Origin of the sequence: Selenomonas sp. oral taxon 920 (genome assembly GCF_001717585.1) — a bacterium.
Classification (GTDB): domain Bacteria; phylum Bacillota; class Negativicutes; order Selenomonadales; family Selenomonadaceae; genus Centipeda.
In genome coordinates this window covers 1,069,094-1,093,732 of the sequence record NZ_CP017042.1, presented here as the reverse complement: position 1 = coordinate 1,093,732, position 24,639 = coordinate 1,069,094, and the positions used below count along the sequence as shown (strand labels likewise).

The 24,639-nt window shown below is 53.3% G+C and carries 20 protein-coding genes and 2 pseudogenes; all 22 read right to left on the bottom strand.

The genetic code is table 11. The features are described from left to right. Nucleotides 1-72 precede the first annotated feature (72 nt). The gene (locus tag BCS37_RS05120) at nucleotides 73-1,137 is read right to left on the bottom strand and encodes a tartrate dehydrogenase (protein WP_069180458.1); all 1,065 of its coding nucleotides are present in this window, start codon (nucleotides 1,135-1,137) and stop codon (nucleotides 73-75) included. 199 nt (nucleotides 1,138-1,336) lie between these two features. Further along, nucleotides 1,337-2,623, bottom strand: coding sequence for a hypothetical protein (locus BCS37_RS05115; protein WP_069180457.1), 1,287 nt, complete (start codon nucleotides 2,621-2,623; stop codon nucleotides 1,337-1,339). 66 nt (nucleotides 2,624-2,689) lie between these two features. Next, nucleotides 2,690-3,148 (bottom strand): CinA family protein, encoded by a 459-nt coding sequence (locus tag BCS37_RS05110; protein WP_442984027.1) that lies wholly within the window; start codon nucleotides 3,146-3,148, stop codon nucleotides 2,690-2,692. Between the two features lie 32 nt (nucleotides 3,149-3,180). Then, nucleotides 3,181-4,509: a 30S ribosomal protein S12 methylthiotransferase RimO gene (rimO, locus tag BCS37_RS05105; RefSeq protein WP_069180455.1), complete on the bottom strand. Its 1,329-nt coding sequence runs from the start codon at nucleotides 4,507-4,509 to the stop codon at nucleotides 3,181-3,183. A 24-nt stretch (nucleotides 4,510-4,533) separates the two neighbouring features. Further along, entirely contained in the window at nucleotides 4,534-5,586 is a 1,053-nt protein-coding gene (locus BCS37_RS05100; protein WP_069180454.1) for an ABC transporter substrate-binding protein, read from the bottom strand. A 158-nt stretch (nucleotides 5,587-5,744) separates the two neighbouring features. Continuing rightward, a complete protein-coding gene (locus BCS37_RS05095; protein ID WP_069180453.1) occupies nucleotides 5,745-6,686 on the bottom strand; it encodes a transketolase family protein in 942 nt (313 codons plus the stop codon). Nucleotides 6,687-6,688: 2 nt separating this feature from the next. Next, entirely contained in the window at nucleotides 6,689-7,540 is an 852-nt protein-coding gene (locus BCS37_RS05090; RefSeq protein WP_069180452.1) for a transketolase, read from the bottom strand. Nucleotides 7,541-7,693: 153 nt separating this feature from the next. Continuing rightward, nucleotides 7,694-9,397, bottom strand: a complete 1,704-nt coding sequence (locus BCS37_RS05085) for a ribonuclease J (RefSeq protein WP_069180451.1) — start codon at nucleotides 9,395-9,397, stop codon at nucleotides 7,694-7,696. Between the two features lie 319 nt (nucleotides 9,398-9,716). Continuing rightward, complete coding sequence (locus BCS37_RS05080) at nucleotides 9,717-10,220, bottom strand: hypothetical protein (RefSeq protein ID WP_069180450.1); 504 nt, start codon at nucleotides 10,218-10,220, stop codon at nucleotides 9,717-9,719. A gap of 111 nt (nucleotides 10,221-10,331) precedes the next feature. Further along, a complete protein-coding gene (gene argH, locus BCS37_RS05075) occupies nucleotides 10,332-11,756 on the bottom strand; it encodes an argininosuccinate lyase (protein ID WP_069180449.1) in 1,425 nt (474 codons plus the stop codon). Then, a complete protein-coding gene (locus tag BCS37_RS05070; RefSeq protein WP_069180448.1) occupies nucleotides 11,753-12,967 on the bottom strand; it encodes an argininosuccinate synthase in 1,215 nt (404 codons plus the stop codon). Before BCS37_RS05070 ends, argH begins: the two co-directional genes overlap by 4 nt. A 28-nt stretch (nucleotides 12,968-12,995) precedes the next feature. Continuing rightward, entirely contained in the window at nucleotides 12,996-13,931 is a 936-nt protein-coding gene (gene argF, locus BCS37_RS05065) for an ornithine carbamoyltransferase (RefSeq protein WP_069180447.1), read from the bottom strand. Then, complete coding sequence (locus tag BCS37_RS05060) at nucleotides 13,931-15,148, bottom strand: acetylornithine transaminase (protein ID WP_069180446.1); 1,218 nt, start codon at nucleotides 15,146-15,148, stop codon at nucleotides 13,931-13,933. Before BCS37_RS05060 ends, argF begins: the two co-directional genes overlap by 1 nt. A 12-nt stretch (nucleotides 15,149-15,160) precedes the next feature. Continuing rightward, nucleotides 15,161-16,045 carry an acetylglutamate kinase gene (gene argB, locus BCS37_RS05055; protein ID WP_069180445.1) on the bottom strand — a complete coding sequence of 295 codons (885 nt, stop codon included), beginning with the start codon at nucleotides 16,043-16,045 and terminating at the stop codon, nucleotides 15,161-15,163. 13 nt (nucleotides 16,046-16,058) lie between these two features. After that, nucleotides 16,059-17,270 (bottom strand): bifunctional glutamate N-acetyltransferase/amino-acid acetyltransferase ArgJ, encoded by a 1,212-nt coding sequence (gene argJ, locus BCS37_RS05050; protein ID WP_069180444.1) that lies wholly within the window; start codon nucleotides 17,268-17,270, stop codon nucleotides 16,059-16,061. Between the two features lie 31 nt (nucleotides 17,271-17,301). Then, on the bottom strand, nucleotides 17,302-18,336 hold the full coding sequence (gene argC, locus BCS37_RS05045) for an N-acetyl-gamma-glutamyl-phosphate reductase (RefSeq protein WP_069180443.1): 1,035 nt from the start codon (nucleotides 18,334-18,336) through the stop codon (nucleotides 17,302-17,304). 132 nt (nucleotides 18,337-18,468) lie between these two features. Then, entirely contained in the window at nucleotides 18,469-19,419 is a 951-nt protein-coding gene (thrB, locus tag BCS37_RS05040) for a homoserine kinase (protein ID WP_069180442.1), read from the bottom strand. Beyond that, a pseudogene (locus BCS37_RS05035) lies at nucleotides 19,416-20,716 on the bottom strand (homoserine dehydrogenase). Before BCS37_RS05035 ends, thrB begins: the two are co-directional and overlap by 4 nt. A gap of 17 nt (nucleotides 20,717-20,733) precedes the next feature. Then, nucleotides 20,734-21,170 (bottom strand): annotated as a pseudogene (locus BCS37_RS12225) (ACT domain-containing protein). A gap of 88 nt (nucleotides 21,171-21,258) precedes the next feature. Continuing rightward, nucleotides 21,259-21,840, bottom strand: coding sequence for a glycerol-3-phosphate 1-O-acyltransferase PlsY (gene plsY, locus BCS37_RS05025; RefSeq protein ID WP_069180441.1), 582 nt, complete (start codon nucleotides 21,838-21,840; stop codon nucleotides 21,259-21,261). Then, nucleotides 21,840-23,165 carry a ribosome biogenesis GTPase Der gene (gene der / locus BCS37_RS05020; RefSeq protein ID WP_069180440.1) on the bottom strand — a complete coding sequence of 442 codons (1,326 nt, stop codon included), beginning with the start codon at nucleotides 23,163-23,165 and terminating at the stop codon, nucleotides 21,840-21,842. Before der ends, plsY begins: the two co-directional genes overlap by 1 nt. A 25-nt stretch (nucleotides 23,166-23,190) precedes the next feature. Then, nucleotides 23,191-24,582: a DUF512 domain-containing protein gene (locus BCS37_RS05015; protein WP_069180439.1), complete on the bottom strand. Its 1,392-nt coding sequence runs from the start codon at nucleotides 24,580-24,582 to the stop codon at nucleotides 23,191-23,193. Between the last annotated feature and the right edge of the window lie 57 nt (nucleotides 24,583-24,639).

The window sequence follows — 24,639 nt, the reverse complement described above, 5'->3', positions numbered from 1 at the left end:
ACACACTCCATCTCCAATATCTAAATAGAGCGCGAGGCTAAAAACCTCGCGCTTCTTCATGCAACTGCTCAATCAGCGTTCCAAAATCTCAAGTACGGCGGCACCGATCTCCGAGGTCTTGGCACTTCCGCCAAGATCCGGTGTCAACGTCCTTCGTTCCACAAGCAGAATCTCAATCGCAGCTAAAAGCCGCTCTGCCCATACCTCTTCCCCGAGGAAGGCGAGCATCTGACTGACCGACCAGATAGATGCCAGAGGATTGGCAATCTCCTGTCCCGCAATATCTGGTGCACTCCCATGAATCGGCTCGAACATCGACGGGTACTTACGCTCTGGATTGAGATTTGCACCTGCTGCAAGCCCCATACCACCTGCAATCGCAGCACCGAGATCGGTCAGTATATCACCGAACAGATTGCTCGTCACAACGATTTCGAAGCGCTTAGGATCTTTGACAAAGAACATGCTTGCCGCATCGACGAGCAGAGTATGTGTCTCCACATCGGGATATTCCCTGCCAATCTCCGCGAAGATTTCATCCCAGAAAACCATCGAGTACCGCAGCGCATTTCCCTTGGAAATTGAGGTAAGCGAACGCCTTTCACGGCGGGCGAGTTCATAGGCATATCGGATAACGCGCTCACAGCCATGCCTCGAGAACACTCCGGTCTGAAAGGCTACCTCGCGCTCCGTCCCAGGATAGAGATGTGCCCCGACGTTTGCGTACTCTCCCTCGCTGTTCTCACGTACGACAATCATATTGATCTCTTCTGTTGATACGTCGGCAAGGGGACACGGTGCCCCCTTCAACAGGCGTACGGGACGCAAGTTGATGTACTCATCGAAGCCGCGCCGGATCCGAAGCAAAAGATCGCCCAAAGAAACGTGATCCGGTACGCCCGGATAGCCTACGGCTCCGAGATAGACAGCATCAAAGGACTGAAGGCGAGCCAACCCATCCTCCGGCATCATTACCCCCGTCTTCAGGTAGTATTCGCACCCCCAAGGGAAGTCCTCAAAATCAACCGAAAAATTGCCGTCCATCTTCGCAATTCCCGCAAATACTTTTTTCCCTTCGGCAATGACCTCGGGACCAATGCCGTCTCCTGCAATCACGGCGATATTAAGATGTTTCATAACTCTCCCCCGTATGAACCTCTGCTCAGAACAAATACGTTAAGAAAGCACTGATAAATTCAGTGCTTCCTTCTTGGCCATATCTTTTCCGGCCTCTCTTTGTCGACAAATCCTCCACATGGCCCTTGCTATGTGTCCAGTTTGTCTCCTCGACTGAACAAAAATCTGCACCAGCGAGCTTCATTTTATCAGCGATTTCTTAAAACGCTTCTGCAATCGTCTTGATGAGAAGCGCTTCCTGCTGGCGCGGCAGCCCACTCCGATGGAGTGCACGCCCAAACCCGATGAGGAAGTCAATCTTCTGAAGGCGTGTAAGTGTTGTATTCTCGCGCAGAACCTTCGTGATCGCACGCATTCCTGCAACACTCGGATCCCGCTGCAGCTGAACCTCCATAGCAAGCTGTCCGGCAAGGATATGACGACACACTTCATCCGAAATACCCGCAAGGTCTTCATTCGAATTCTGAAGCACCTGCCTCGGCTGGATTGCCGGAACACCCTCAGGACGTACAGAATGCTCAACTACAGGAGTTTGGTCTTTTACAGCGGCGACAGCAGGATGTTGTGTAGACGAGCTTCCAACAGCCTCAAAGCGGTCCGGTTGTTTCGGCACAGCACCATTCTCTGCGGGAGGTGTCAGTGAAAACTCCTCATGTGGAAGCTGCGGGTAACGCGGCCGCGAAGGTTTCTGCTGAGCTTCGGCAGCAGCAGAAATGGATGTCTGAGGCAAAGCTGAGGAGCTTTCCTCTATGGCACTCGCCCTCGTCCCCGCAGGAGCGTATGGCGTATTTGTCTGTGCGCTGTCTGACGGTGTATATTGTTGAGCATGACTCTGCGGCATTGATGCCGCAGGTGATGTGCGTGAAGGTGCGCCCACAGCAGACGGCGTATACATCTCTGCCTGCGTAAAAGGCTGGCGATTCGCTCCAGAAACAGCAGCCGCAGATGCAGGTATAGATGCATTCGTACCAGCCTGATCGACAGGATGCTGAGGCTCTGCGGATCTCTTAGGACGTGGCGGCGGTACTGGTCGGTTCATATTTACATCCCCGACAAGCTCCTGCACGGGACGGCCTTCTTTTGCCGCGAGTTTTTCTTCACGTTTGATGTCCTCAGCCGTAATGATAACAGGCTTCGCCTTTTGTGCAGAAAGGCTGAACGAAGGATCATTATTGCGTGCGGCAAGACGTGTATCGACACTCTCCCAACGAAGCCGCGCCGGCTGAACCGTTCTGGCAGGGGCCGCTTTGGCTGCCGTCGAAGCAGTCGCGACTTCTTTCTTCTGTGCAGATATGGAGGCTTCATAGCGATCCGGTGCAGACTGCTCTTCTAGCGTAGCGCCCTTTGCTGAATCTGTAACCAGTCGGTTGGCGTGAAAGAGATCCTGTGTGTCCACCGTACCTGGCGTAGCGGCATATGTTGTTCCCGTGGAAAGTGTAACAAGCACCGCAGCGGTAAGCATTGTTTTTCTTGATGACATCTTCATTGACAATTCTCCTTCAATTCTCTCTCGCTATGAAAACAGCGCTCACAAGATTTCGATCCTTCTCCATCATGTAGAGCCCCGGATCACATCACGTATCATATCAAGCGCTTGACCAACAGCCGCCTGCTTATTCTGCATCCGCGTTCCAGAAAAAATATTTTTTTTGACCGTTGTATGTCCCCGATCAGCTACAGCAATATAGACCAGGCCGACCGGTTTGTCCGCGGAGCCGCCATCGGGTCCCGCAATTCCTGTAATCCCCACGCCGATGTCCGTCTGCATAAGCTGCCGTATACTCTCTGCCATCACACGTGCAGTCTCCTCTGAAACGGCACCGCATACAGTGAGAACATGCTCCGGAACATGCAGGATACGCGACTTCACATGATTGGCATAGGATATAACGCTGCCCACGACATAGGCGGAGCTGCCAGGAACGTCCGTCAGCGTGCTCGTGAGAAGTCCACCTGTACAAGATTCTGCACAGGCAATGGTCATCCCTGCTTCACACAGTTCTCTACCCATTTCCTCCGCGGATATTTCATTCGAAATAACCATTATACTACCCTCTCGCCTACGATATCATAGGTAAATCCTTGGAGCAGACGAACGCGCACAATATCACCCACAAGGCTCTCCGTATCCCCTTCTATGTAGATCTGCCCATCCACCTCGGGTGCTTCACGATAGGAACGCCCCACAGCAATGGACTGCTGCTCGGTATCACGTCCTTCAATCAGAACATCGATCTCATGATTTTCGAGCGCGATATTGATTTCCTCAGAGATCTTGCTTTGCAGACTCATCAAATCATGATAACGCTCCTGCATGACTTCCTCAGAAACCTTCTGTGCCATCACTGCCGCAGGCGTATCCTCCTCCTCTGAGTAAGTAAAGATTCCTACTTTATCAAAACGCTGCTCTTCAACAAATGAGCGGAGTGCCTGATAGTGCGTGTCCGTTTCACCGGGGAATCCCACAATGAATGTCGAGCGGATAGCAACGCCTGGGATCCGCTCACGCAGTTTTTGAATCAGCTTCTCCACGCCCTTCCTTGTATCTGGACGATTCATTGAACGAAGAACTGCATCATGTGCATGTTGAAGTGGGAGATCCACATATTTCACGACCTTTGGCTCGCTCGCAATCACGTCGATGAGCTCATCCGTGAAGTATTTCGGATAGCTGTAGAGCACGCGGATCCATGCAATCTTCTCAATCTTCGCTAGCTCCCGCAGAAGTGAGGGCAGCATAGGCTTTTGATAGCGATCTAGACCATAGTTCGCACTGTCCTGTGCAATCAAAACAATTTCGCGCACACCGCTCTCTGCGAGCTCCCTCACCTCGTCCAGAATATCCTCCATCGCTCGACTGCGAAAGCTGCCGCGAATCAGAGGGATCGCACAGAAGGCGCAACGGTGATCGCATCCTTCGGCAATCTTTACATAGGCTGTATACTGGGGTGTCGTACGCAGACGCGGGGTCTTGGCATCGTAGATGGTCTCATCCTTGCCCGCAATCAGGAGGCGCCGCCCTTTCAGCGTCTCCTGAATTACCTCCATGATACGGCTCCACGCCCCTGTGCCGATGATGGCATTTGCCTCGGGAATCTCATCGAGCAGCTGCTGTCCATAGCGCTGACCGAGACAGCCTGCCACAATAAGGCTCCGACAACGCCCCGTCTCCTTATAGTCTGCCATCCCAAGCACCGTTGTGATGGACTCTTCCTTGGCGGACTGAATGAACGCGCAGGTATTTACGATCAGAATATCCGCCTCCGCAGGCTCATTGGTGATCTCAATGCCATGCTCCCGCATGATGCCGAGCATGACCTCCGTATCAACAAGATTCTTCGCACAACCGAGACTGATAAAACCTGCTTTCACTGATAAACTCTCCTCCGGCTTTCGTTATTCCTCGTAAAACCGCACCTCTTTGATCCAACGATCTAGGAGAATCTCCTTTTCCTCCTTGCTGAAATACGGTCTGTTTTTAAAAACATTGATATTCTTTCCAGCAAACATCTGATAGGACAGCGTCATCGGATTTGTGGTCAGGAAGTAGAAGCGATGCTGTGAGAGCGAAAACTGTGCTTCATCTGTCAAGAGCCAGTCTGCAAAGCCTTCGGCTGCATGAGCATCACGCTCCACCGCACGAAAGACAATGCCTGTACCATAGATCACAACCGACGTACCATCCACAGGGTACAGAATGCGGATGGGATATTCGTCGTGTACATAGCGCAGGGTTTCACTGAGCACTGCAACTGAGAGATCCACCTCTCCCATTCCTGCTTGACGTACAGGTGTATGCAGGTATTTGGAGTACTGCATGATCTTCGGCTGAATCCTGCGCCAAATCTCAAAGGCACGCTGATCCCCATACTCGGCAATCATGCTGTAGAGTAAGTTTGACGAAGCATCCGCCGCCATAAAATCTGTCGTCCCAATGCGGATGTCCCGCTGCTGTGCAAGCTGCTGCCACGAGTTCGGCAAATCGAGGTGCGTGCGAAGATAATCCTGATTTACGGCAAAGACCACAGGATCATACCATACACCCGTCCAATAGCGATTCGGATGGCGGAACGAGTCCGCAACCTGATCGCTCTTTTCAGAAATATAGGGCACGAGGTAGCCAGCGACAGCTGCACGATCCAGAGTCTCGCGATCTGCCAGAACAAGGGCTGCTTTCCCGCCATTTTCCTCACGCGACTGCTCATCCAAACGTTTCAGAATCTGTTCGGAAGACAGCTGGACAAAATTGACACGAATATTATACTCTTTTTCATACTCCTCGGACAATACCGCCGCAATTTCTGTCGGCAACGATGTATATGCTGTCAGCTCCTGCATTGGGTGTCTCTGCACCGTGGTGCGCAGCCCGGACGACAAATACGCCGAACCTGCGGCAATGACGATCACGAGAAGGGCGGTTATCATGATAAACAGCGTGTACCGCTTCATGAGAAATCCTCTTCCAACACTGTATAGTCTAAACTCCTTACATTATAAACAATTCCCCTGAAATCCACAAGACATTTTATCCATCTCACACGAATGGACTTCTCTGCAATAAAAAGGACGCCTCTACAAATGTAAAAGCGTCGTCTTGCCAACTTCTCTTATTTTCCAATGAATGACTGTGTTTGTGCGGTAATATGCTCTGCCGTCAGCCCGAACTGCTTGAGCAGTTCTCCTGCAGGCCCCGAATGACCGAACTCATCGCGGACACCGATGCGATGGACAGAAACGGGTATGTGCTCCGCAACAACGGCGGCAACAGCCTCACCAAGCCCGCCGAGAATATTGTGCTCCTCGACAGTCACAATTCTGCCGCATTCCTTCGCTGCACGGATCACCAGCTCCTCATCGAGCGGCTTGATTGTCGCCATATTGATGATACGCGCTTTGATTCCCTCAGCAGTAAGACGTTTTCCCGCCTCGATCGCCTCCGGTACGAGAATCCCTGTAGCGATGATGGCAACATCCGTCCCATCCCGCAGAACTTCCCCCTTGCCAATTGCAAACTCAAACGACTCATCATGGTACACGGGCGTTGCCGCACGTCCGAAGCGAATGTATACAGGGCCTTCCATTTCGTATGCGGCGTGCACCATCTTGCGTGCCTCAACATCATCCGAGGGACACATGACCGTCATGCCTGGGATCGTACGCATGAGAGCGAAGTCCTCGCAGCACTGATGTGATGCCCCGTCCTCACCGACGGAAATACCGCCGTGTGTCGCACAGATCTTGACATTCAGGTGCGGATAGCCGACCGTATTGCGCACCTGCTCGTATGCACGTCCTGCCGCAAACATGGCAAAGGTGGATACAAACGGGACGAGTCCCATTGTCGAGAGTCCCGCGCCAACGCCAACGAGATTGCTCTCGGCAATACCGCAGTTGAAATGGCGATCGGGGAATGCCTTCCTAAATATACTGGTCTTTGTCGCTCCCGCAAGATCCGCATCCAGAACGACAAGATCTATGTGCTCCTTGCCAAGTTCTACGAGTCCGTTTCCGTAGCTGTCGCGCGTTGCAATTTTCTTTACATCTGCCATACTCATGCCTCCTCAATTTTCTTACGAATTGCAGAAAGCTCCAAAATCCCCTGTGCGAGTTCGTCATCATTGGGTGCCTTGCCATGCCAGCCGGCATTGTTCTCCATAAATGAGATATCCTTGCCCTTCACCGTCTTCATCAGAATGACCGTCGGCTTTCCTGTGCCCTTGTTTGCGTGGAACCTCTGGAATGCCTTTTCGAGCGCGTTGAAGTCATGCCCGTCAATCCAGAGAACGTCACAGCCGAATGCCTCAAACTTTCCATCGATTGGTGCTGTGTTCATGACATCTGCTGTCGCGCCATCAATCTGAAGACCATTGACATCCACTGTAATACAGAGATTGTCCAGTTTATAGTGTGCGGCAAACATCGTTGCCTCCCACACCTGTCCCTCGGCGAGTTCACCATCTCCAAGCAGTGTATAGACATTGATATCCTTGCCCAGATACTTCGCCCCCTTTGCCATACCTGCCGCGGTCGAGATTCCCTGTCCGAGCGAACCTGTGGACATATCCACGCCCGGTGTGAGGTTCATATTCGGGTGGCCCTGCAGGCGTGAACCGATGTGGCGAAGCGTCAAAAGTTCATCTACAGGGAAGAAGCCGCGATTGGCAAGCGTCGCATAGAGACCGGGTGCAACATGCCCCTTCGAGAGGACAAAGCGATCTCGGTTCGGGTCGTGCGGGTTCTTTGGATCAACGCGGATCTCCTTGTTGTAGAGATAGGTAAAATACTCCGTCGATGAAAGAGAACCGCCCGGATGTCCACTTTTTGCAGCATGTGTACCGCGCAAAATCCCCTCGCGTACCTTTACCGCAAAAAGTTGGAGCTCTTTCTGTTCAGCTGATGTCATAAAACTCCTCCTCGCCCCAATTCACACATTATACTGAACGTATTGTACGCTTTTTTTTTTGCTCCTGCAAGATACATAACGATACATTTTTTCTGAACTACTTACAAATAGAAAAGTCGTCCATTAGGACGACTTGTACCGTATTAAATAAACTCAAATCTCCATAATGATGGGCAGAATCATCGGACGGCGACGTGTTTTGTCGAAAAGATAGCGACTAAGCGCATCGCGTACATTTGACTTGATCGCCGACCACTCGCGCACATTCTCATCCTCGCAGCGGTCGAGTGCCTGCTGAACGCGTGCACGTGCCTCGTCCATCAGTGCCTCGGACTCGCGCACATAGACAAAGCCGCGCGAGACGATGTCGGGACCCGAGACCACACGGTTGTTCTGGCGATCCATCGTCACCACGATGATGAGGATACCATCCTGTGAAAGTTGACGGCGGTCGCGCAGGACGATGTTGCCCACATCGCCGACACCGAGACCATCAACCATGACCATGCCGGACTGCACGCGACCGACAACCTGCCCCTTCTCTTTCGTAAACTCGAGAATCTGCCCATTCTCGCTGATGAAGATATTCTCCTTCGGCATACCAAGCTCACGGGCAAGACTTGCATGCTGCACGAGATGATGGTACTCGCCGTGCACGGGCATAAAAAACTTCGGACGCACAAGATTGTGCATGAGTTTTAATTCCTCGCGGCTGCCGTGCCCCGAGACATGGATTCCCTTGTCACGCCCATAGATAACGTTCGCGCCGAGCTTCATCAGATTGTCCACCGTCTTGGAGACCAGCTTCTCATTGCCCGGAATTGGTGTTGCAGAGATGACAACTGTATCACCCGGCACAATCGTGATCTTACGGTGATCAGATGCTGCCATGCGCGAAAGCGCAGACATCGGCTCCCCCTGACTGCCCGTCGTCACAACGACGATCTGCTCAGGGCGGAAATTGTTGATCTCATCAATGCCGATGATCGTGCCCTCCGGTGCATTCAGATAACCGAGCTCAAGGGAGATGCCGACGACATTCTCCATGCTGCGTCCGAGGACGGCGACACGGCGTTTGTATTTGACCGCCGTGTCAATGACTTGCTGGATGCGATGCACATTTGAGGAAAACGTTGCAACAATGATACGTCCACGTACATTGTGGAACGACTTGTCAAACGCCGCCCCAACCGTGCGCTCGCTCGCCGTATGCCCCTCGCGTTCCGCGTTCGTGCTGTCTGCGAGGAGGAGCAGAACCCCCTTGTTGCCGAGATCAGAGAAGCGGCGAAAATCTGTCATCTGTCCATCGACCGGCGTATAGTCGAGTTTAAAATCGCCCGTGTGGACGATCATTCCGACGGGAGTCTTGATCGACAGACCGACCGCATCTGGAATCGAGTGGTTGACGCGGATAAAGCCGACACTGAAGCAGCCGATATTGATGATATCCCCTGCCATCACGGAGTGCAGATTGCTCGAGTCGACGCCGTTTTCCTTGAGACGTCCCTCGAGAATTCCGAGCGTCAGGCGTGTCCCATAGACAGGTACGGGAATCTGCTTCATCACGTAGGGCAGAGCTCCGATATGATCCTCATGCCCATGCGTCAAAACAATCGCCTTAACCTTCTCCCTGTTTTCGATCAGATAGGTAATATCCGGAATGACGAGATCGATTCCGAGCATATCCTCCTCTGGGAACATAAGTCCGGAGTCCACAACGAGAATCTCATCATCCACGCGGATGGCAGTCATGTTCTTTCCGATTTCGCCAAGACCGCCGAGCGGTATAACCTGTACCTTCTGCACGTTTTTACCATGATTGCCATTACGATTTAACGACAAAAAACACACCTCCATAGAATATGGGACATTAGCATTGTGTCCCTCTTATCAAATTATGCTCATCCATTCGATCATGAAATCAGAATTCACCCACACGAAAATACAGCGACCGAAGAAGTCTCTTCTCCATCGTCGCCACATGGGAAAACGCGGTTTCCGTTCATCTTGCCGTGAAAAAATACGACCGCACAGCAATGCCGAAAACTGCAAGAAAAATGATCCGATCCATTCACTTAGGGAGTATTTTACCATCCCACCTCAAACAATGCAAATAAAATTTCAAAAGGCACTCCCTGCATCTTGCAGAGAGTGCCCGACTGGATGGTGAATACAATCAAAAACGCATCGTCAGACCGACCCCGACGCCGTTTTCACGGCTGCCGTGATCCGGCTTGAAGTTGTGATAATTCACATTGAGATCCAGATTGGCGATCAAGGACTTATTCAGTCCAACCTGAGTCTCATTGAAATCCTTGCCGGCAATATAGGACGCATACGCATTGAAGCCGAGTACCGTCGGCGTGCTGAGCCCCAGCCCCGCAAAGACGTTATTCCCGGTTTCCTGCTTCATGTTCCAACGGTAGCCGCCGAGCAGACGAATGTTCTGATCAAGAATATTGTACTGCATGTAGACATCCTTCGGATTGCCGTACTCATCGCGATCGTTACGCACCACACCGATCGTGATCTCATCCGTCGCCTTATGCTCGATGTAAGCTTCCTTCGTACCGACACCAACCGCCGTATCGTGCGTATCAAGATGATTGAGCGGAGCTGCCATTGTCGCTGAGGAAACAGACAGAACAATTGCCGCAGCCAGAACTGCATACTTCTTCATCGTAATCCTCCTTTCAATTATATTTGTATTATTTACCGTATATGTTAGAAGTTCATTAATATTTATTTACGATTCAATGAATTTTTAGAACCTAACGCCAAAAGGAAAATCTTAGAGAATTTCTTGCTTCTGCGTAAGTACCGCAATACAACTTTGCTCCTCTGCCATCAGATCACATGCCGCATCCAACTGCATTTCTGCCTGCTCATACGAAGTGCCTCCGTAAGAGTTCCGATATGCGACGCAAGTCTCTGGACGGATGGCTTCATAAATATCCTCCGCAAAGAGCGCGGAGAGTTTCTGATAATCCGCGAGCGGCAGGTCTGCAAGCCAGATGCCGCGCTCAATGCAGAGCGCGACCGCCTGTCCCGAGACGCTGTGTGCCTGACGGAACGGCATCCCCTTACGCACAAGGTAGTCCGCGAGGTCAGTCGCATTCGAGAAGTCCGCTTCGACGGCATGACGCATGACATCCACACGAACCTTCATTCCGCGGATGAGCTGTGCGTAGACGGCAAGGCTGAACTTCACCGTGTCAATGGTATCAAACAGCCCCTCCTTATCCTCCTGCAAGTCCTTGTTGTAGGCGAGTGGGAGCCCCTTCACTGCCGTGAGCATCGCCATGAGATGACCGACGACGCGTCCCGTTTTGCCGCGCACGAGTTCGGAGACATCAGGGTTCTTCTTCTGGGGCATCATGGAGGAGCCTGTGCAGTGTGCATCGTCCAACTCGACAAAGGAGAACTCACGCGAGCACCAGAGGATGATCTCCTCCGAGAGACGTGAGAGATGAACCATGAGGATGGATGCCGCAGAGAGGAATTCGAGAATGTAGTCACGGTCGCTGACCGCATCCAGACTGTTCGTATAGATGCGCTCGAAGTTCAGCCGCTTCGCGACAAAGGATCGATCGATCGGCAGTGTCGTTCCTGCAAGAGCGCCTGCGCCGAGCGGCATGATATCCGTCCGGGCATATACTCCTTGAAATCGTTCAAAGTCACGCACGAGCATACCAAAATATGCCATAAGGTGATGGGCAAAGAGGATGGGCTGAGCACGCTGCAGATGCGTGTAGCCCGGCATGATGACCTCCTTGTTCGCCGTCGCTGATTCGACAAGTGCATGTTGAAGTTCCCTGATACGATCCAGCACATCCACAACAGCGTGCCGTACATACATATGCGTATCGAGTGCCACCTGATCGTTGCGGCTGCGTGCCGTATGAAGACGGCTGCCCGCCTCCCCAATCGCATCTGTAAGGCGCTTTTCAATATTCATGTGGATGTCTTCGAGTTCGACACTGAACGCAAAATCTCCGCGCTCGATCTGCGCGAGGATGTCACGCAGCCCCTTTTCGATGGCCGCACGATCCTCCTCGGAGAGAATGCCAACCTTTGCCAGCATGGCAGCATGTGCAAGCGAACCTGCAATATCCTCGCGGTACATCCGACGATCGAACTGAATGGAGGCTTGGAACTCATTGATCATCTCATCGGTTGTCTTGGAGAATCGACCGCCCCAGAGCTTCTCGCTCATTTATTCAGCCCCTCCTGCATGAGTGCACGCACCTTAAGCGGCAGACCGAAAAGATTGATGAAGCCGCCTGCATCTGCCTGATTGTAGACGTCGTCATGCTCGAACGTAACGAACTCCTGACTGTAGAGCGAATACGGCGACGTGGCTCCTGCGGAGATGATATTGCCCTTATAGAGTTTGAGGCGCACCTCACCCGTCACGGTCTCCTGTGTGCTGTCCACGAACGCGGCAAGTGCCTCACGCAGCTGGCAGAACCACATGCCGTCGTAGACGAGCTCACCGTAGCGGATCGCCATTCCTTCCTTGTAGTGATAGGTTGCACGGTCGAGGCAGAGGTACTCGAGTTCACGGTGCGCATAGTAGAGGATGGAGCCGCCCGGATTCTCGTAGACGCCACGCGACTTCATGCCGACGAGACGGTTCTCGCAGATATCGACGATGCCGACACCGTTTCGCGCACCGATTTCGTTGAGTTTCGTCAAGAGTTCGACTGCACCTAGTTTCTCACCGTTGACAGCAACAGGAATGCCTTTCTCGAACGAGATGGAGACGTATTCCGGCGCATCCGGGGCAGCCTCGGGTGCGCAGGAGATGAGGAACATGGAGTTCTTCGGCTCGTTCGCGGGATCCTCAAGATCAGAGCCCTCATGGGAGAGATGCCAGATGTTGCGATCCATGCTGTACGTCTTGTTCTCCGTCGCAACGGGAATGCCGTGCTTCTTTGCATACGCGATCTCAGCCGTACGGGAATCGAGATCCCACTCACGCCACGGGGCGATGATCTGGAGGTTCGGTGCGAGTGCCTTCACGGTCAGCTCGAAGCGTACCTGATCGTTTCCCTTGCCCGTCGCGCCGTGCGCGATTGCGTCCGCACCCTCACGCTTTGCGATATCGACGAGTGCCTTTGCGATCACGGGACGCGCAAACGATGTACCGAGCAGATACTTTCCCTCGTAGACGGCTCCCGCCTTGAGCGTCGGCCAAACATACTCCTCAAGGAACTCCTTCGTGAGATCGACAATGTGCACCTTCGACGCGCCGGAGGCAAGTGCCTTGTCATGCACGGGATCGAGTTCCTCCCCCTGCCCGACATCGGCACAGACAGCGATGACCTCGCAGTTGTCATAGTGTTCCTTCAGCCACGGGATGATAACCGACGTATCAAGACCGCCGGAATATGCCAGAACTACTTTTTTGATCTGCTTTGCCATGTTTGAAACATCTCCTTAGAAATATAAATCAGTCACCCATAACGAGTGCCATGATCGCCTTTTGGACGTGGAGGCGATTCTCCGCCTCGTCAAAGATCACATCGGCAAACTCCTCAAAGACATCCTCCGTGATCTCCTCTCCCCGATAGGCAGGCAGACAGTGCATCACGATGCAGCGTGCATTGCCTGACTCGGCAACGAGTTCCCAATTCACCTGATAGGGACGGAACACCGCCGTACGCGTGTCGTGCTCCGCCTCCTGCCCCATGCTCGCCCACGTGTCCGTGACGATGACATCTGCGCCCGCAACCGCTTCCATCGGATTGTGCGTGATTGTGATCGTTGCTCCCGTTGCCGCTGCATCTGCCTTTGCATTTGCAACGACCTCGGCATTTGGCTCGTAGCCCTCGGGAGTTGCCGCCGCGAAATTCATGCCGACCTTTGCCGCTGCATACATGAGCGAGTGCGTCATATTGTTGCCGTCGCCGACGTACGCCATCTTGAGACCCGCGAGATTCTTTCCCTTGTACTCACGAATCGTAAGCAGGTCGGTAAGTGCCTGACACGGATGCAGAAGGTCGCTGAGCGCGTTGATAACGGGGATGTCAGCATAGCGAGCCAGCTCCTCAATGCGTTCATGCCCATAAGTGCGGATCATGATGCCGTCAAGATAGCGCGAGAGCACACGCGCCGTGTCCTTGATCGGCTCGCCGCGCCCAAGCTGCAGGTCGCGGCTGCTGAGAAAGAGTGCCTGTCCGCCGAGCTGGTACATCCCGACCTCGAACGACACGCGTGTCCGCGTCGAGGATTTCTCAAAGATCATGCCGAGCGTCTTTCCCGCAAGCAGTTTATGCGGAATGCCCGCCTTCTGCTTTGCCTTAAGATCAGCGGCGAGCGTCAGAATCTCCTCCACATCGTCCGCACTCAGCTCATGAATGGAGAGTAAATCCATTCCCTTGTTCATCATAATCCCCCTCGGTCACATATGTCAAGGATACAGTGATCCAGTACACGGATGAGTTCATCCACTTCATTCTTCGTAAAGATCAGCGGCGGGATAAAGCGCAGGACATTCCCTGCAGTGCAGTTGATAATAACGCCATGCTCCAACATCCGTCGAGCGATTGCCGCCGCATCCTCATTCCTCTGCATCTCCATACCGAGGATCAGCCCCCTGCCGCGCACCTCCGCGATGTGCGCGGGATATTTGCTATGCAAGTCCGTGAGTGCCTGTTTGAAATGTGCGCCCACATCCTGGACACCTGCAAGAAAATTATCATTTGCAACCGCATCAAGCACGACATTTGCCGCCGCGCACGCCAGCGGATTTCCGCCGAACGTCGACCCGTGATCGCCCGCGTGAAATGCCGCCGCGACCTTCTCCGTGACGACAAACGCGCCAATCGGGACACCGCCCGCAAGCCCCTTGGCAAGCGTCACGATATCGGGTGTGACACCGCAGCTCTCATAGGCATAGAAACTGCCCGTACGCCCCATGCCCGTCTGGATCTCGTCGAAGATCAAGAGCGCGTCATACTTGTCACAGAGAGCCCGTACCTGCTGCAAATATCCGTCCGCAGGGGTACGCACGCCGCCCTCCCCCTGAATCGGCTCGAGCATGACCGCCGCCGTATTCTCGCTCATCCGTGCTTCGAGTGCCGCAATATCGTTGAACGGTACATAGTCAAACCCCTGCGGCAGCGGCTCAAAGCCCTTGTGAAACTTCTCCTGTCCCGTTGCGGTCAGGGTCGCGAGCGTACGCCCGTGAAAGCTGCCCAATGCCGTGATGATCTGCGACTTCTCGGGATGAATCGTATGCCCGTATTTGCGCGCTGCCTTGATTGCCCCCTCGTTCGCCTCCGCGCCCGAGTTCCCGAAGAACACCTTGCCGTCCGCCGTGAGTGCCGATAACTTTGCCGCCGCATCTGCCTGCGGCTCGGTATAGTAGAGGTTCGACACATGGATGAGACGCTTTGCCTGTTCGGCAATCGCATCCACGAGCGGCGCATAGTTATGCCCGAGCACGTTGACTGCGATGCCGCCGAGCGCATCGAGATACTTGCGCCCGTTCACATCCCATACATACGAACCTTCCCCGTGGTTGAGGACAATCGGATAACGGGAAAATACCGGCAGATAGCTCGCCGTATCCCGTGCCATAATTTCATGTTCGTTCTTCATGATCGCTCCTGCCTACGGAAGCACCATTGTGCCGATACCGCGTGAAGTAAAGATCTCCAAAATAATCGAATGCGCCAAACGCCCGTCGATAATATGCGCCTTATGTGCCCCCGCCTCAAGCGCACGGAGACACGCTTCCACCTTTGGGATCATGCCGCCCTCGATGACACCGCTGCGGATGTATTCCCTTGCCTCGGCCATGCACAGCTGGGAGATCAGGCTTCCTTTGTCCGCGAAATCCTTGTAGACCCCCTCGACATCCGTAAGGAGCAGCATTTTCTCCGCGTGCAGTGCACCCGCAATCTCCGCCGCAACATAGTCGGCATTGATGTTGTAGCTCTCCCCGTGCTCGCCCATACCGATGGGGGCAATGACGGGAACATAGCCTTGATCGAGAAGATCGGCGATGATGCCCGTGTTGATCTCCGTGACCTCACCGACATAGCCGATATCGACCTGATGTGCCGTATCGTTTTCATACACCGTGGCGAGCTTCTTCTGTGCCTTGATAAGCCCTGCGTCCTTCCCACTGAGTCCGACCGCACGCACACCGCGCAGGTTGAGCAAGCCCACGATCTCCGAGTTCAGCTTGCCGTCGAGCACCATCTCGGCGATTTCCACCGTCTCCTCATCCGTCACGCGAAGCCCCGAGACAAACGTGGATTCCTTTCCAACCTTCTTGAGGAATCCCGTGATCTCGGGCCCCCCTCCATGCACGAGAATCGGACGGATGCCGACAAATTTCATCAACGCCACGTCGCGCATGACATTTTCCTTGAGTGCATCGTTGATCATGGCGTTCCCGCCGTATTTGATGACGACGGTCGTTCCGTAAAATTCCTGGATGTACGGGAGCGCGTCTACGAGAATCTCCGCCTTGTCCTGATCGGAATACATCGAATCCCCCCCCTCAGGTATGATATTCACCGTTGATCTTCACATATTCATAGGAGAAGTCACAGGTCCAGACCTTTGCCTCAGCATCTCCGTCTTTCAAATCGACCTCGACAACGATATCATGCGCCGTCATCACCATACGCAGCGCATCCGCATCGTATGATACGCCCATGCCATCCGCATAGACCGGAATACCGCCAAACTTCACCGTTGTATGATTGGGATTCATCGGCACACCCGCATAGCCGACCGCGCAGATCACGCGCCCCCAGTTTGGATCTTCGCCGAAGAACGCCGTCTTGACGAGGGGACTGTTTGCGACACTCATACCGATGGTCTTTGCATCGGCAAACGATTTTGCCCCCTTCACATGAACGGTGATGAACTTGGTTGCCCCCTCACCATCTGCCGCAATTTTTTCCGAGATGCCCTGGCAGAGTGCGAGCAGTTTCTCCTTGAACGTCTCGTAGTCCGCATTTTTCTCCATGATCTTCGGATTTCCTGCAGCACCGTTGGCGAGGACGATTGCCATATCGTTTGTACTCATATCGCCGTCGATCGAGATCATATTGAGACTGTGCTCAATGACCTCCGACAGAGCTTCCTGCAGGAGCACGCCGTCAATATCCGCATCTGTCGTGATGAAGCAGAGCACCGTCGCCATGTCGGGGCGAATCATGCCCGAGCCTTTTGCAATAATGCCAAAACGGACTTCCTTGCCGCCGATCATGACGGAGGTTGCCCCTGCCTTGGAGTAGGTATCCGTCGTGATGATTGCATTGCCCGCATCCGCGCTGCCATCCACAGAGAGTGCCTTGACAGCCGCATGAATCCCCTGCTCCACCTTGTCCATCGGGAGAAGCTGACCGATGATGCCCGTCGACCCGACAATGACATCCGCTGACGTGCAGCCGAGCGCATCTGCTGCAATCTTCTGCATGGCGGCGGCATCCGTTTCGCCCTGCACGCCGGTGCACGCATTCGCACAGCCCGCGTTTGCGACGATGGCATGCGCCGTATGTGTCGCGACAACCGCCTTCGAGACGTGCACGGGAGCTGCTGCAACGGCATTCTTCGTAAACGTACCCGCAACAGCAGCTTTCTTTTCGGTATAAATTACAGCAACGTCAAGATTGCCGCTCTTCTTGATACCGGCTTTGACACCTGCCGCCTGAAATCCCTTCGGATAGGTAACGCCCATCTTTGCACTTGCTTCGCTAAACATATATATTCCTCCGTTCACTTACGAAACCACTCTACGGATACATAGGCACGAGATCGAGCCCCGCACGTTCATCCAGACCAAATGCAATATTCATATTCTGAATCGCCTGTCCCGCAGCCCCTTTGACCAGATTGTCGATGGCTGAGAAGACGATCACACGATGCGTGCGCGGGTCGATGTGCCACGCAATATCACAGTAGTTTGTACCGCGCACATACTTTGTTGCGGGATATGCACCGTGTCCAAGCAGTCGTATAAAATATTCATCCGCGTACATTTTTTCATAGACAGCATCAACCGCCTCCGCTGTAACACCCTCGCACAGCGTCGCGTAACAGGTTGCCAGAATGCCGCGCGAGATCGGCGCAAGGTGCGGCGTAAAGTTAATGGTAACGGGGCTACCACCCACATCGGCAAGGGCCTGCTCGATTTCCGGTGTATGGCGATGCGATACGGCACCGTACGCCGTAAAGCTGTCATAGAACTCCGGATAATGCGTGCTCTCCTTTGGAGATCGTCCCGCCCCCGATACACCGGACACCGCATCGACAAGGATGGAATCGAGCTGCACCAGATGCGCCTTGACAAGCGGGGCAAGCGCGAGGATGCTTGCTGTCGTATAGCATCCGGCATTCCCGATGATCCGCGCCGTTCGCACATGCTCACGGTAGAGCTCGGCAAGCCCATAGGCACGATCTGCATTCGGATCTGTATGTGCCACATGATACCACTGCTCATAGATGGCAGTATCCGCAAAACGATAGTCCGCTCCGAGATCAATGATGCGTACGGGGCACGCAGAAACCTCCTGCACAATCTTCATTGCGTGTCCATGCGGAAGTGCAATGAAGAGCACGTCACTGTCCTCAGCAATGCGCCTTACATCCTCCATTGATTCGAGTTTATTCTCATAAATATTCTTCAAATGTGGATAAAGTTTCGATATGCGTTCCCCTGTATGCCGCTCTGATGTCAGATGTGCAATCTCGACAAACGGATGACTATGCAGCAGGCGAATCAACTCTTCGCCCGCATATCCGGATGCTCCGACAATACTTGCCTTCATGCTGCTCCCTCCATTTCATTTCCAAAAGGATTTTATAAATATACATCTTTATTGCATATTTTTCAAGCCCTTTTGTCAAAAAAATTACCGGTTTCACAGTCATTCAAAAAATGATCTGTAAAACCGGCAAAATCATCGTTTTGCATTCATATCCCTGCGGCGCAGAACGCGTGCGCCCTTCGTATCAAGTCGCAGGTGCAGCGGACGCGCCTCAATTTCATGGGCGCGGAAGGCATCCTGCATAGCCGCTGCAACCTCCTCTGTGCACTTGCGGTGTTCAGGAACAAAAGCAATCAGGCAGGGACCTGCTCCGCTGAGCGCTGCGCCGTATGCACCTGCCTTTTTCGCCGCAGCAAAGACATCAAACATCCCCGGAATGAGCGGAGCTCGGTAGTTCTGGTGAAGCGCATCGGCAAACGCGTTTTCGAGATGCTGCTCCGAGCCGCGTGCAAGAGCTGCAACCATCATCGCTGCATGGCTGATATTGAACACGGCATCCTTCATCGGAACTTCAGACGGCAGTACCTGCCGCGCGGATTTCGTCGAGAGATAGAAGTTCGGCACCATAACGACAAGGCGCAGGAAGATGCGCGGCAAAAAGGAAAAGCACTCCACATGACCATCCGTCACCGTGTTCACCGTAAATCCGCCATAGATCGCGGGTGCGACATTGTCGGGATGTCCCTCGATATCGGTTGCAAGCTGCAGGAGATCATCGCGGCTGAACGGACTGTCAATCAGTGCATTTGCCGCCGTGAGCCCCGCGACAATCGCCGTCGCACTGCTCCCAAGCCCCCGTGAAAGAGGAATACGGTTACTCATCCGAATCCGTGCGCCCTGAAACGCATCCGCACGACCCGCACGCTCCAGAAGATACTGAATGGATTTCCACACAATATTGCGCTCGTCCCCCGGAATATATGCCGCACCCTCGCCACGCGCTGAAATATGAAGCCCCGGCTCATGCGTGAGTGTCAGCGTCATCTCATTGTAGAGTGTACAGGCTATGCCCAGTGCATCAAACCCCGGACCAAGGTTCGCGCTCGTCGCCGGAACACGAACCCGTACAGAGCGTTCGCTCATAACAAATCCTCCTGCCCATCCGCAACGCGGATCAGGCTTCGCACCTCGCGAACGACGGGAAGTGCCTGCAATTTCTCCACGGCATCGGAGGCAGCTGCATGTGTCACCACATGGGTCACGGCAACGATCTCCGCATCGCCCTCCTCCGTCCAGCGCGCCTGAATTACAGACTTAAGGCTGACGCCCGCACGACCAAAGGTCGTTGCAATCTCGCCGAGAACACCCGGCTCATCCGCAACAACGAGGCGCAAATAGTAAGAGGACTTTGTCTTTTCCACGGGGCAGAGCTTCTTCCGCTCCCCAACCTTATACTTCATCCGCCCTGTCGTACCGGAGACAATATCACGCGCAATCTCGATGATGTCCGCAACAACCGCCGATGCAGTCGGCAGAGAACCTGCGCCGCGCCCATAGAACATCGCATCACCAAGTACATTGCCGCGCACAAAGATCGCGTTGAACACACCGTTCACCGAGGCAAGCGGATGCGTCTTCGGCAGGAATACGGGGTGTACGCGAACATCAATCCCTTCCTCTGTATTGCGTCCGACGGCAAGTAGTTTGATGACATAGCCGAGATTGAGTCCGTATTCAATATCGTCCTCGGTGATATGCGAGATGCCTTCCACGGAGACATCCTCAAAGCCAATGATCGTATCGAAGGCGAGCGAGGCAAGGATTGCCGCCTTGCGCGCCGCATCCAACCCGTCCACGTCTGCCGACGGATTCGCCTCCGCATAGCCCTTTTCCTGTGCGCGGCGCAAAACGGCATCGTAGCTGACGTGTTTTTCTGTCATCTTCGTCAGCATATAGTTCGTCGTCCCGTTGACAACGCCCATGATCTCCGTGATGCTGTTCGCCGTCAGACATTCCTTCAGCGGTTTGATGATCGGAATGCCGCCGCCTACACTCGCCTCGTAGAGGAAATCCACGCCATTTGCGCCCGCTGCAGCATAGAGTTCGGAGAGATGCTCGGCAATAACATCCTTGTTCGCCGTGACGACGTGCTTTCCTGCCTCCATTGCACGCAGCATATAGTCTTTCGCGGGTCTGAGTCCCCCATGACCTCGACGATGACAGAGATCTCTGCATCGTTCAGAATTTCATCGAAATTATCCGTTAATGCGATCCCCTCAGTTTCCGGACGATGTTTTTTCGCATCGCGTACGAGAATCCTCTTGATCTCAATGTGAGTACCACTGCGTCCCGTAATCATATCCGCATTCATCGAGAGCGTACGCACTACGCCAGAGCCAACCGTACCTGCACCAAGCAGTGCAATCTTGACTGTATTCACCGAATTTATCCCCCATTTCAAGCCTGTCCGACCACTTCGAGACGCTGCACACCGTCGACTTCATCTACCTTTTTAAGCAGCACTTACAGTCCGTCACGCAGATGAGCCGTCTCAAGTGAGATATGTACCGTTGCCGCTCCACGCACAGGGAGCCCATGATTGATTGTCATGACGTTGCCGCCCTCCTCGGCAATGGCCTTGAGAACTGCCTGCAGTGTTCCGCTCCGATGGCTGATCAGAAGAGCGAGCGTGACAATCTTATCACATGTCGCCTCAAAGAACGAGTATACGTAATCCTTATATTTGTAGTATGCACTGCAGCTGAGATTACTGCCTCATTGACCGTACGCACTTCTCCACGGTTAATCATTTCCTTTGCGAGAATCGTCTTCTTAATCGCTTTCGGTAGAATTTCCGCACAAACAAGACAAACATCCGTCATATCCATTTTCATAAATGATTCCCCCGATGGATGGAAAGCCTCTTGCAATAGACAGTCAAATTATACCATATCTGAAAACAATCACCAAATAAAGCTGGCCTTAAATTTTATTCTCTGTCCCATTCATCAGTCTCTTGATGTTCTCGCGATGGCGAACAATAACAAGGATTGCCGCAATCACGGTAAATACAATGTACTCCAATGGATAGGCAAACAATACGGCAAGAATGGGTACAAGAAATCCCGCCACCACCGAACCGAGCGAAACATAGCGCGTCGCGCAAACGATCGCCAACCAAAGAAGAAATACGATCAAGGTCACATTTCCCATCAGCATAGTCAGAACGCCAAGTGAGGTTGCAACACCTTTCCCACCGCGAAAGCGCAGGAAGAACGAGAAGCTGTGCCCAACGATCGCCATGAGACCTCCGACGACTGCTGCAAGAGGTGTGCCAACAAGGGACAGCCCAAGCAGTACGCCCGCCTGCCCCTTGATACTGTCTGCAGCAAAGACGATGATACCCGGAATCTTGCCAAGCGTCCGCCATGCATTTGTTGCCCCGATGTTATGACTCCCGTGTTCCCGCAGATCCGTGTGCCAGAAGAGTTTCCCAAGAATCAGGCCACTCGGAATGGAGCCGATCAAATAGGCGAGAACGCCCGCCAGAAGATAGTCTGTCATCACTCTTCCTCCTTACGCGCACGCACGACAAGTCGGAGCGGCGTTCCCTCGAAGCCAAAGCTCTCGCGCAGACGGTTCTCAATAAAGCGCAGATAGGAGAAATGCATCAGCTCCGGATCATTTACAAAAATGATAAACGTGGGTGGTATGATTCCCACCTGTGTGACAAAGAGTATCTTTAGCTGTTTGCCCTTCTTCGTAGGCGGCGGATTAACAGAGACGGCATCCCGAATCAGCTCGTTGAGCACACTCGTCTTGATGCGCATGGACTGTTGTTCCGCAACGTATTTCACGAGCTCCGTCACGCGCTCGACGCGCTGTCCCGTAAGGGCTGACGTATAGAGCACAGGAGCGTATTGGAGGAATCCCAGCTTCTCGCGCAGATCATCTGTGAAACGCAGGGTTGACTTATCATTTTTTTCGGGAAAAATATCCCATTTATTCACAACAATGATAACGCCCTTGCCGGATTCATGGACATAGCCCGCGATCTTCGTATCCTGCTCCAGAATCCCCTCTGCCGCATTGATAACCATTAGGACAACACCCGCGCGGTCGATGGCACGCAGGGAACGCATTACACTGTATCGCTCCACGGGCAGACTGATCTTTCCCTTACGCCGCATTCCTGCCGTATCGATCAGGAGATACTTTGCCCCATCACGCGTAAAGTGCGTGTCTATCGCATCGCGGGTCGTCCCCGGCACATCGCTGACAATAACGCGCTCCTCCCCGAGCAGACGATTCACGAGCGAGGATTTTCCGACATTCGGACGTCCGACCACAGCAATCGCGATCTCGTCGGCCTCGATATTCTCCTCTGCCTCTTTGGGAAATGCTGCGACAACAGCATCCAAAAGATCGCCGAGATTCATCGCGTTTGATGCTGAAATCGGAATCGGATCACCAAGACCGAGTGAATAGAAATCGTAGATCAACGCCTCGCGGTCAAAGCTGTCAATCTTGTTGACCGCAAGAATCACGGGCTTTTGTGTACGCCGCAGGAGTCGGCCGACCTCCTCGTCCGAGGAGGTCAGCCCCGCACGACCATCGACGAGAAAGAGAATGACATCTGCCTCCTCCATCGCGAGTTCCGCCTGACTGCGCATGGATCGAAGAATGTGGTCACTCTCGTCAAACTCGATGCCGCCTGTATCAATAATCGTAAACTCATGGTTCAGCCACTCCGCATCCATATAGATGCGGTCACGCGTCACACCCGGCATATCATCGACAATCGATACACGCTTCTTGCCGATCTGATTGAACAGTGTTGATTTTCCAACATTCGGTCGGCCAACTACTGCCACAATGGGTTTGCTCATCTTTTTCACTCCTCTCCTGAATTCTTCAGCGTGCAGCGGCAGGTTTTGTATACCCTGCATTGCTCTGCCATGTATAACCTCCGCTCACGCGTTCACGATGGTAATGCGCCCAGTCTGTAAGCGCCTCGCGATAGTCACGTCCCGTCGCCACTGGCTCAATACGAACAGAGGGAAAGGATGCCCTCATAGCATCGAGGGTAATATCATCGAGGAATACATCCTCCCCCTCACGCAGAGCAGATGCCGGAATCAACACACCATCCACATCCTTTCGCAGGGCATGAATTGCCTGTATCATATCATGCCCCGTAAGAAGCCCCGATACATTGACCGTTTCTCCAAAATGCTTATTTACAACAGGAAGAACATGAATCCGCTGTCCATCGGGATCAATCTCGCGTGCAAGCCGCTCCATCACAGGAGCAACCGCTGTTCCGCTGATAACGGCAAGCCGTACGCCATCGCATGCGTTCTCTGTGACGAGAGCATTCGTCCAATCCTCGATGAAATTGCGTGTGAGTCCGATCCCGTTGTCAAGCTGTGGAAATCCATCGTACATCTCGGCGGGCGGCATCTCACGTCCCGCGAGAAAGTAGAATTCATCGCCAAGATAGATGAAGGTTTTCCCCTCCTCCGAGCGTATCCGCTGCTGCCATGCCTCTACCTGATCAATCACACGGGCAGCACCATCTCTGTCAAACTGCACCAGAGGAAAAGGATCCGTTCGGTGCTTCGTCAGCCCCACGGGAACGATCGCGAGTGAGAGCGCATGAGGACGGCGCGCTGTAATATCGCAAATCGTACGCTCTAGTTCCTCTCCATCATTCAGCCCATAGCAGAGTACCACCTGCGTATGGTAGTCCGCTCCTGCTTCTTCAAGCTTTGTCAGCTGTCCGAGGATGTCTGCGGCGCCCTTATAGCGCAGGATTTCGGCGCGCAGCACAGGATTTGTACACTGGACAGAAACGTAGAGCGGCGAGAGGTGAAAGTGCTCGATACGCTCAAAATCTGCGGCCCCCATATTCGTCAGAGTAACAAAATTTCCATAAAGGAAGGAAAGTCGATAATCATCATCCTTGATGGAGAGGCTATGTCGCATATCCGGCGCAATCATATCGACAAAACAGAAATAACAGTGATTTGCGCAGGAACGGATGCCATCAAAGACAGCCCGCTCAAATTCCACACCAAAATCCTCATCATAGTCTTTGTCAAATTCGATGAGTTCCTGCTCCCCGTCTGCATGCTCCACAAGGAGTTCGATCTCCTCGTCAGCCATTGCAAAGCTGAAATCAATAATATCACGCAGAGGCATGTCATTGACTGCCAGGATCTTATCGCCCGGCACAAGCTCCAATTCCTCCGCAATGCTTCCCTCTATAACACGCATAATAACACCAGGATACGTTCTTTTCATATTCCCTCCTTCCCATGAAAAAGGAGTGACGTTTCATCACTCCTCTGTTATCGTATG

What these genes read in the sequence shown, in the direction of transcription:
- BCS37_RS05120 (WP_069180458.1), bottom strand. Translation starts at nt 1,137, where the DNA reads ATGAAACATCTTAATATCGCCGTGATTGCAGGAGACGGCATTGGTCCC.
- BCS37_RS05115 (WP_069180457.1), bottom strand. Translation starts at nt 2,623, where the DNA reads ATGAAGATGTCATCAAGAAAAACAATGCTTACCGCTGCGGTGCTTGTT.
- BCS37_RS05110 (WP_442984027.1), bottom strand. Translation starts at nt 3,148, where the DNA reads ATGGGTAGAGAACTGTGTGAAGCAGGGATGACCATTGCCTGTGCAGAA.
- BCS37_RS05100 (WP_069180454.1), bottom strand. Translation starts at nt 5,586, where the DNA reads ATGAAGCGGTACACGCTGTTTATCATGATAACCGCCCTTCTCGTGATC.
- BCS37_RS05095 (WP_069180453.1), bottom strand. Translation starts at nt 6,686, where the DNA reads ATGGCAGATGTAAAGAAAATTGCAACGCGCGACAGCTACGGAAACGGA.
- BCS37_RS05090 (WP_069180452.1), bottom strand. Translation starts at nt 7,540, where the DNA reads ATGACATCAGCTGAACAGAAAGAGCTCCAACTTTTTGCGGTAAAGGTA.
- BCS37_RS05085 (WP_069180451.1), bottom strand. Translation starts at nt 9,397, where the DNA reads ATGGAGGTGTGTTTTTTGTCGTTAAATCGTAATGGCAATCATGGTAAA.
- BCS37_RS05080 (WP_069180450.1), bottom strand. Translation starts at nt 10,220, where the DNA reads ATGAAGAAGTATGCAGTTCTGGCTGCGGCAATTGTTCTGTCTGTTTCC.
- argH (WP_069180449.1), bottom strand. Translation starts at nt 11,756, where the DNA reads ATGAGCGAGAAGCTCTGGGGCGGTCGATTCTCCAAGACAACCGATGAG.
- BCS37_RS05070 (WP_069180448.1), bottom strand. Translation starts at nt 12,967, where the DNA reads ATGGCAAAGCAGATCAAAAAAGTAGTTCTGGCATATTCCGGCGGTCTT.
- argF (WP_069180447.1), bottom strand. Translation starts at nt 13,931, where the DNA reads ATGAACAAGGGAATGGATTTACTCTCCATTCATGAGCTGAGTGCGGAC.
- BCS37_RS05060 (WP_069180446.1), bottom strand. Translation starts at nt 15,148, where the DNA reads ATGAAGAACGAACATGAAATTATGGCACGGGATACGGCGAGCTATCTG.
- argB (WP_069180445.1), bottom strand. Translation starts at nt 16,045, where the DNA reads ATGTATTCCGATCAGGACAAGGCGGAGATTCTCGTAGACGCGCTCCCG.
- argJ (WP_069180444.1), bottom strand. Translation starts at nt 17,270, where the DNA reads ATGTTTAGCGAAGCAAGTGCAAAGATGGGCGTTACCTATCCGAAGGGA.
- argC (WP_069180443.1), bottom strand. Translation starts at nt 18,336, where the DNA reads ATGAAGGCAAGTATTGTCGGAGCATCCGGATATGCGGGCGAAGAGTTG.
- thrB (WP_069180442.1), bottom strand. Translation starts at nt 19,419, where the DNA reads ATGAGCGAACGCTCTGTACGGGTTCGTGTTCCGGCGACGAGCGCGAAC.
- plsY (WP_069180441.1), bottom strand. Translation starts at nt 21,840, where the DNA reads ATGACAGACTATCTTCTGGCGGGCGTTCTCGCCTATTTGATCGGCTCC.
- der (WP_069180440.1), bottom strand. Translation starts at nt 23,165, where the DNA reads ATGAGCAAACCCATTGTGGCAGTAGTTGGCCGACCGAATGTTGGAAAA.
- BCS37_RS05015 (WP_069180439.1), bottom strand. Translation starts at nt 24,582, where the DNA reads ATGAAAAGAACGTATCCTGGTGTTATTATGCGTGTTATAGAGGGAAGC.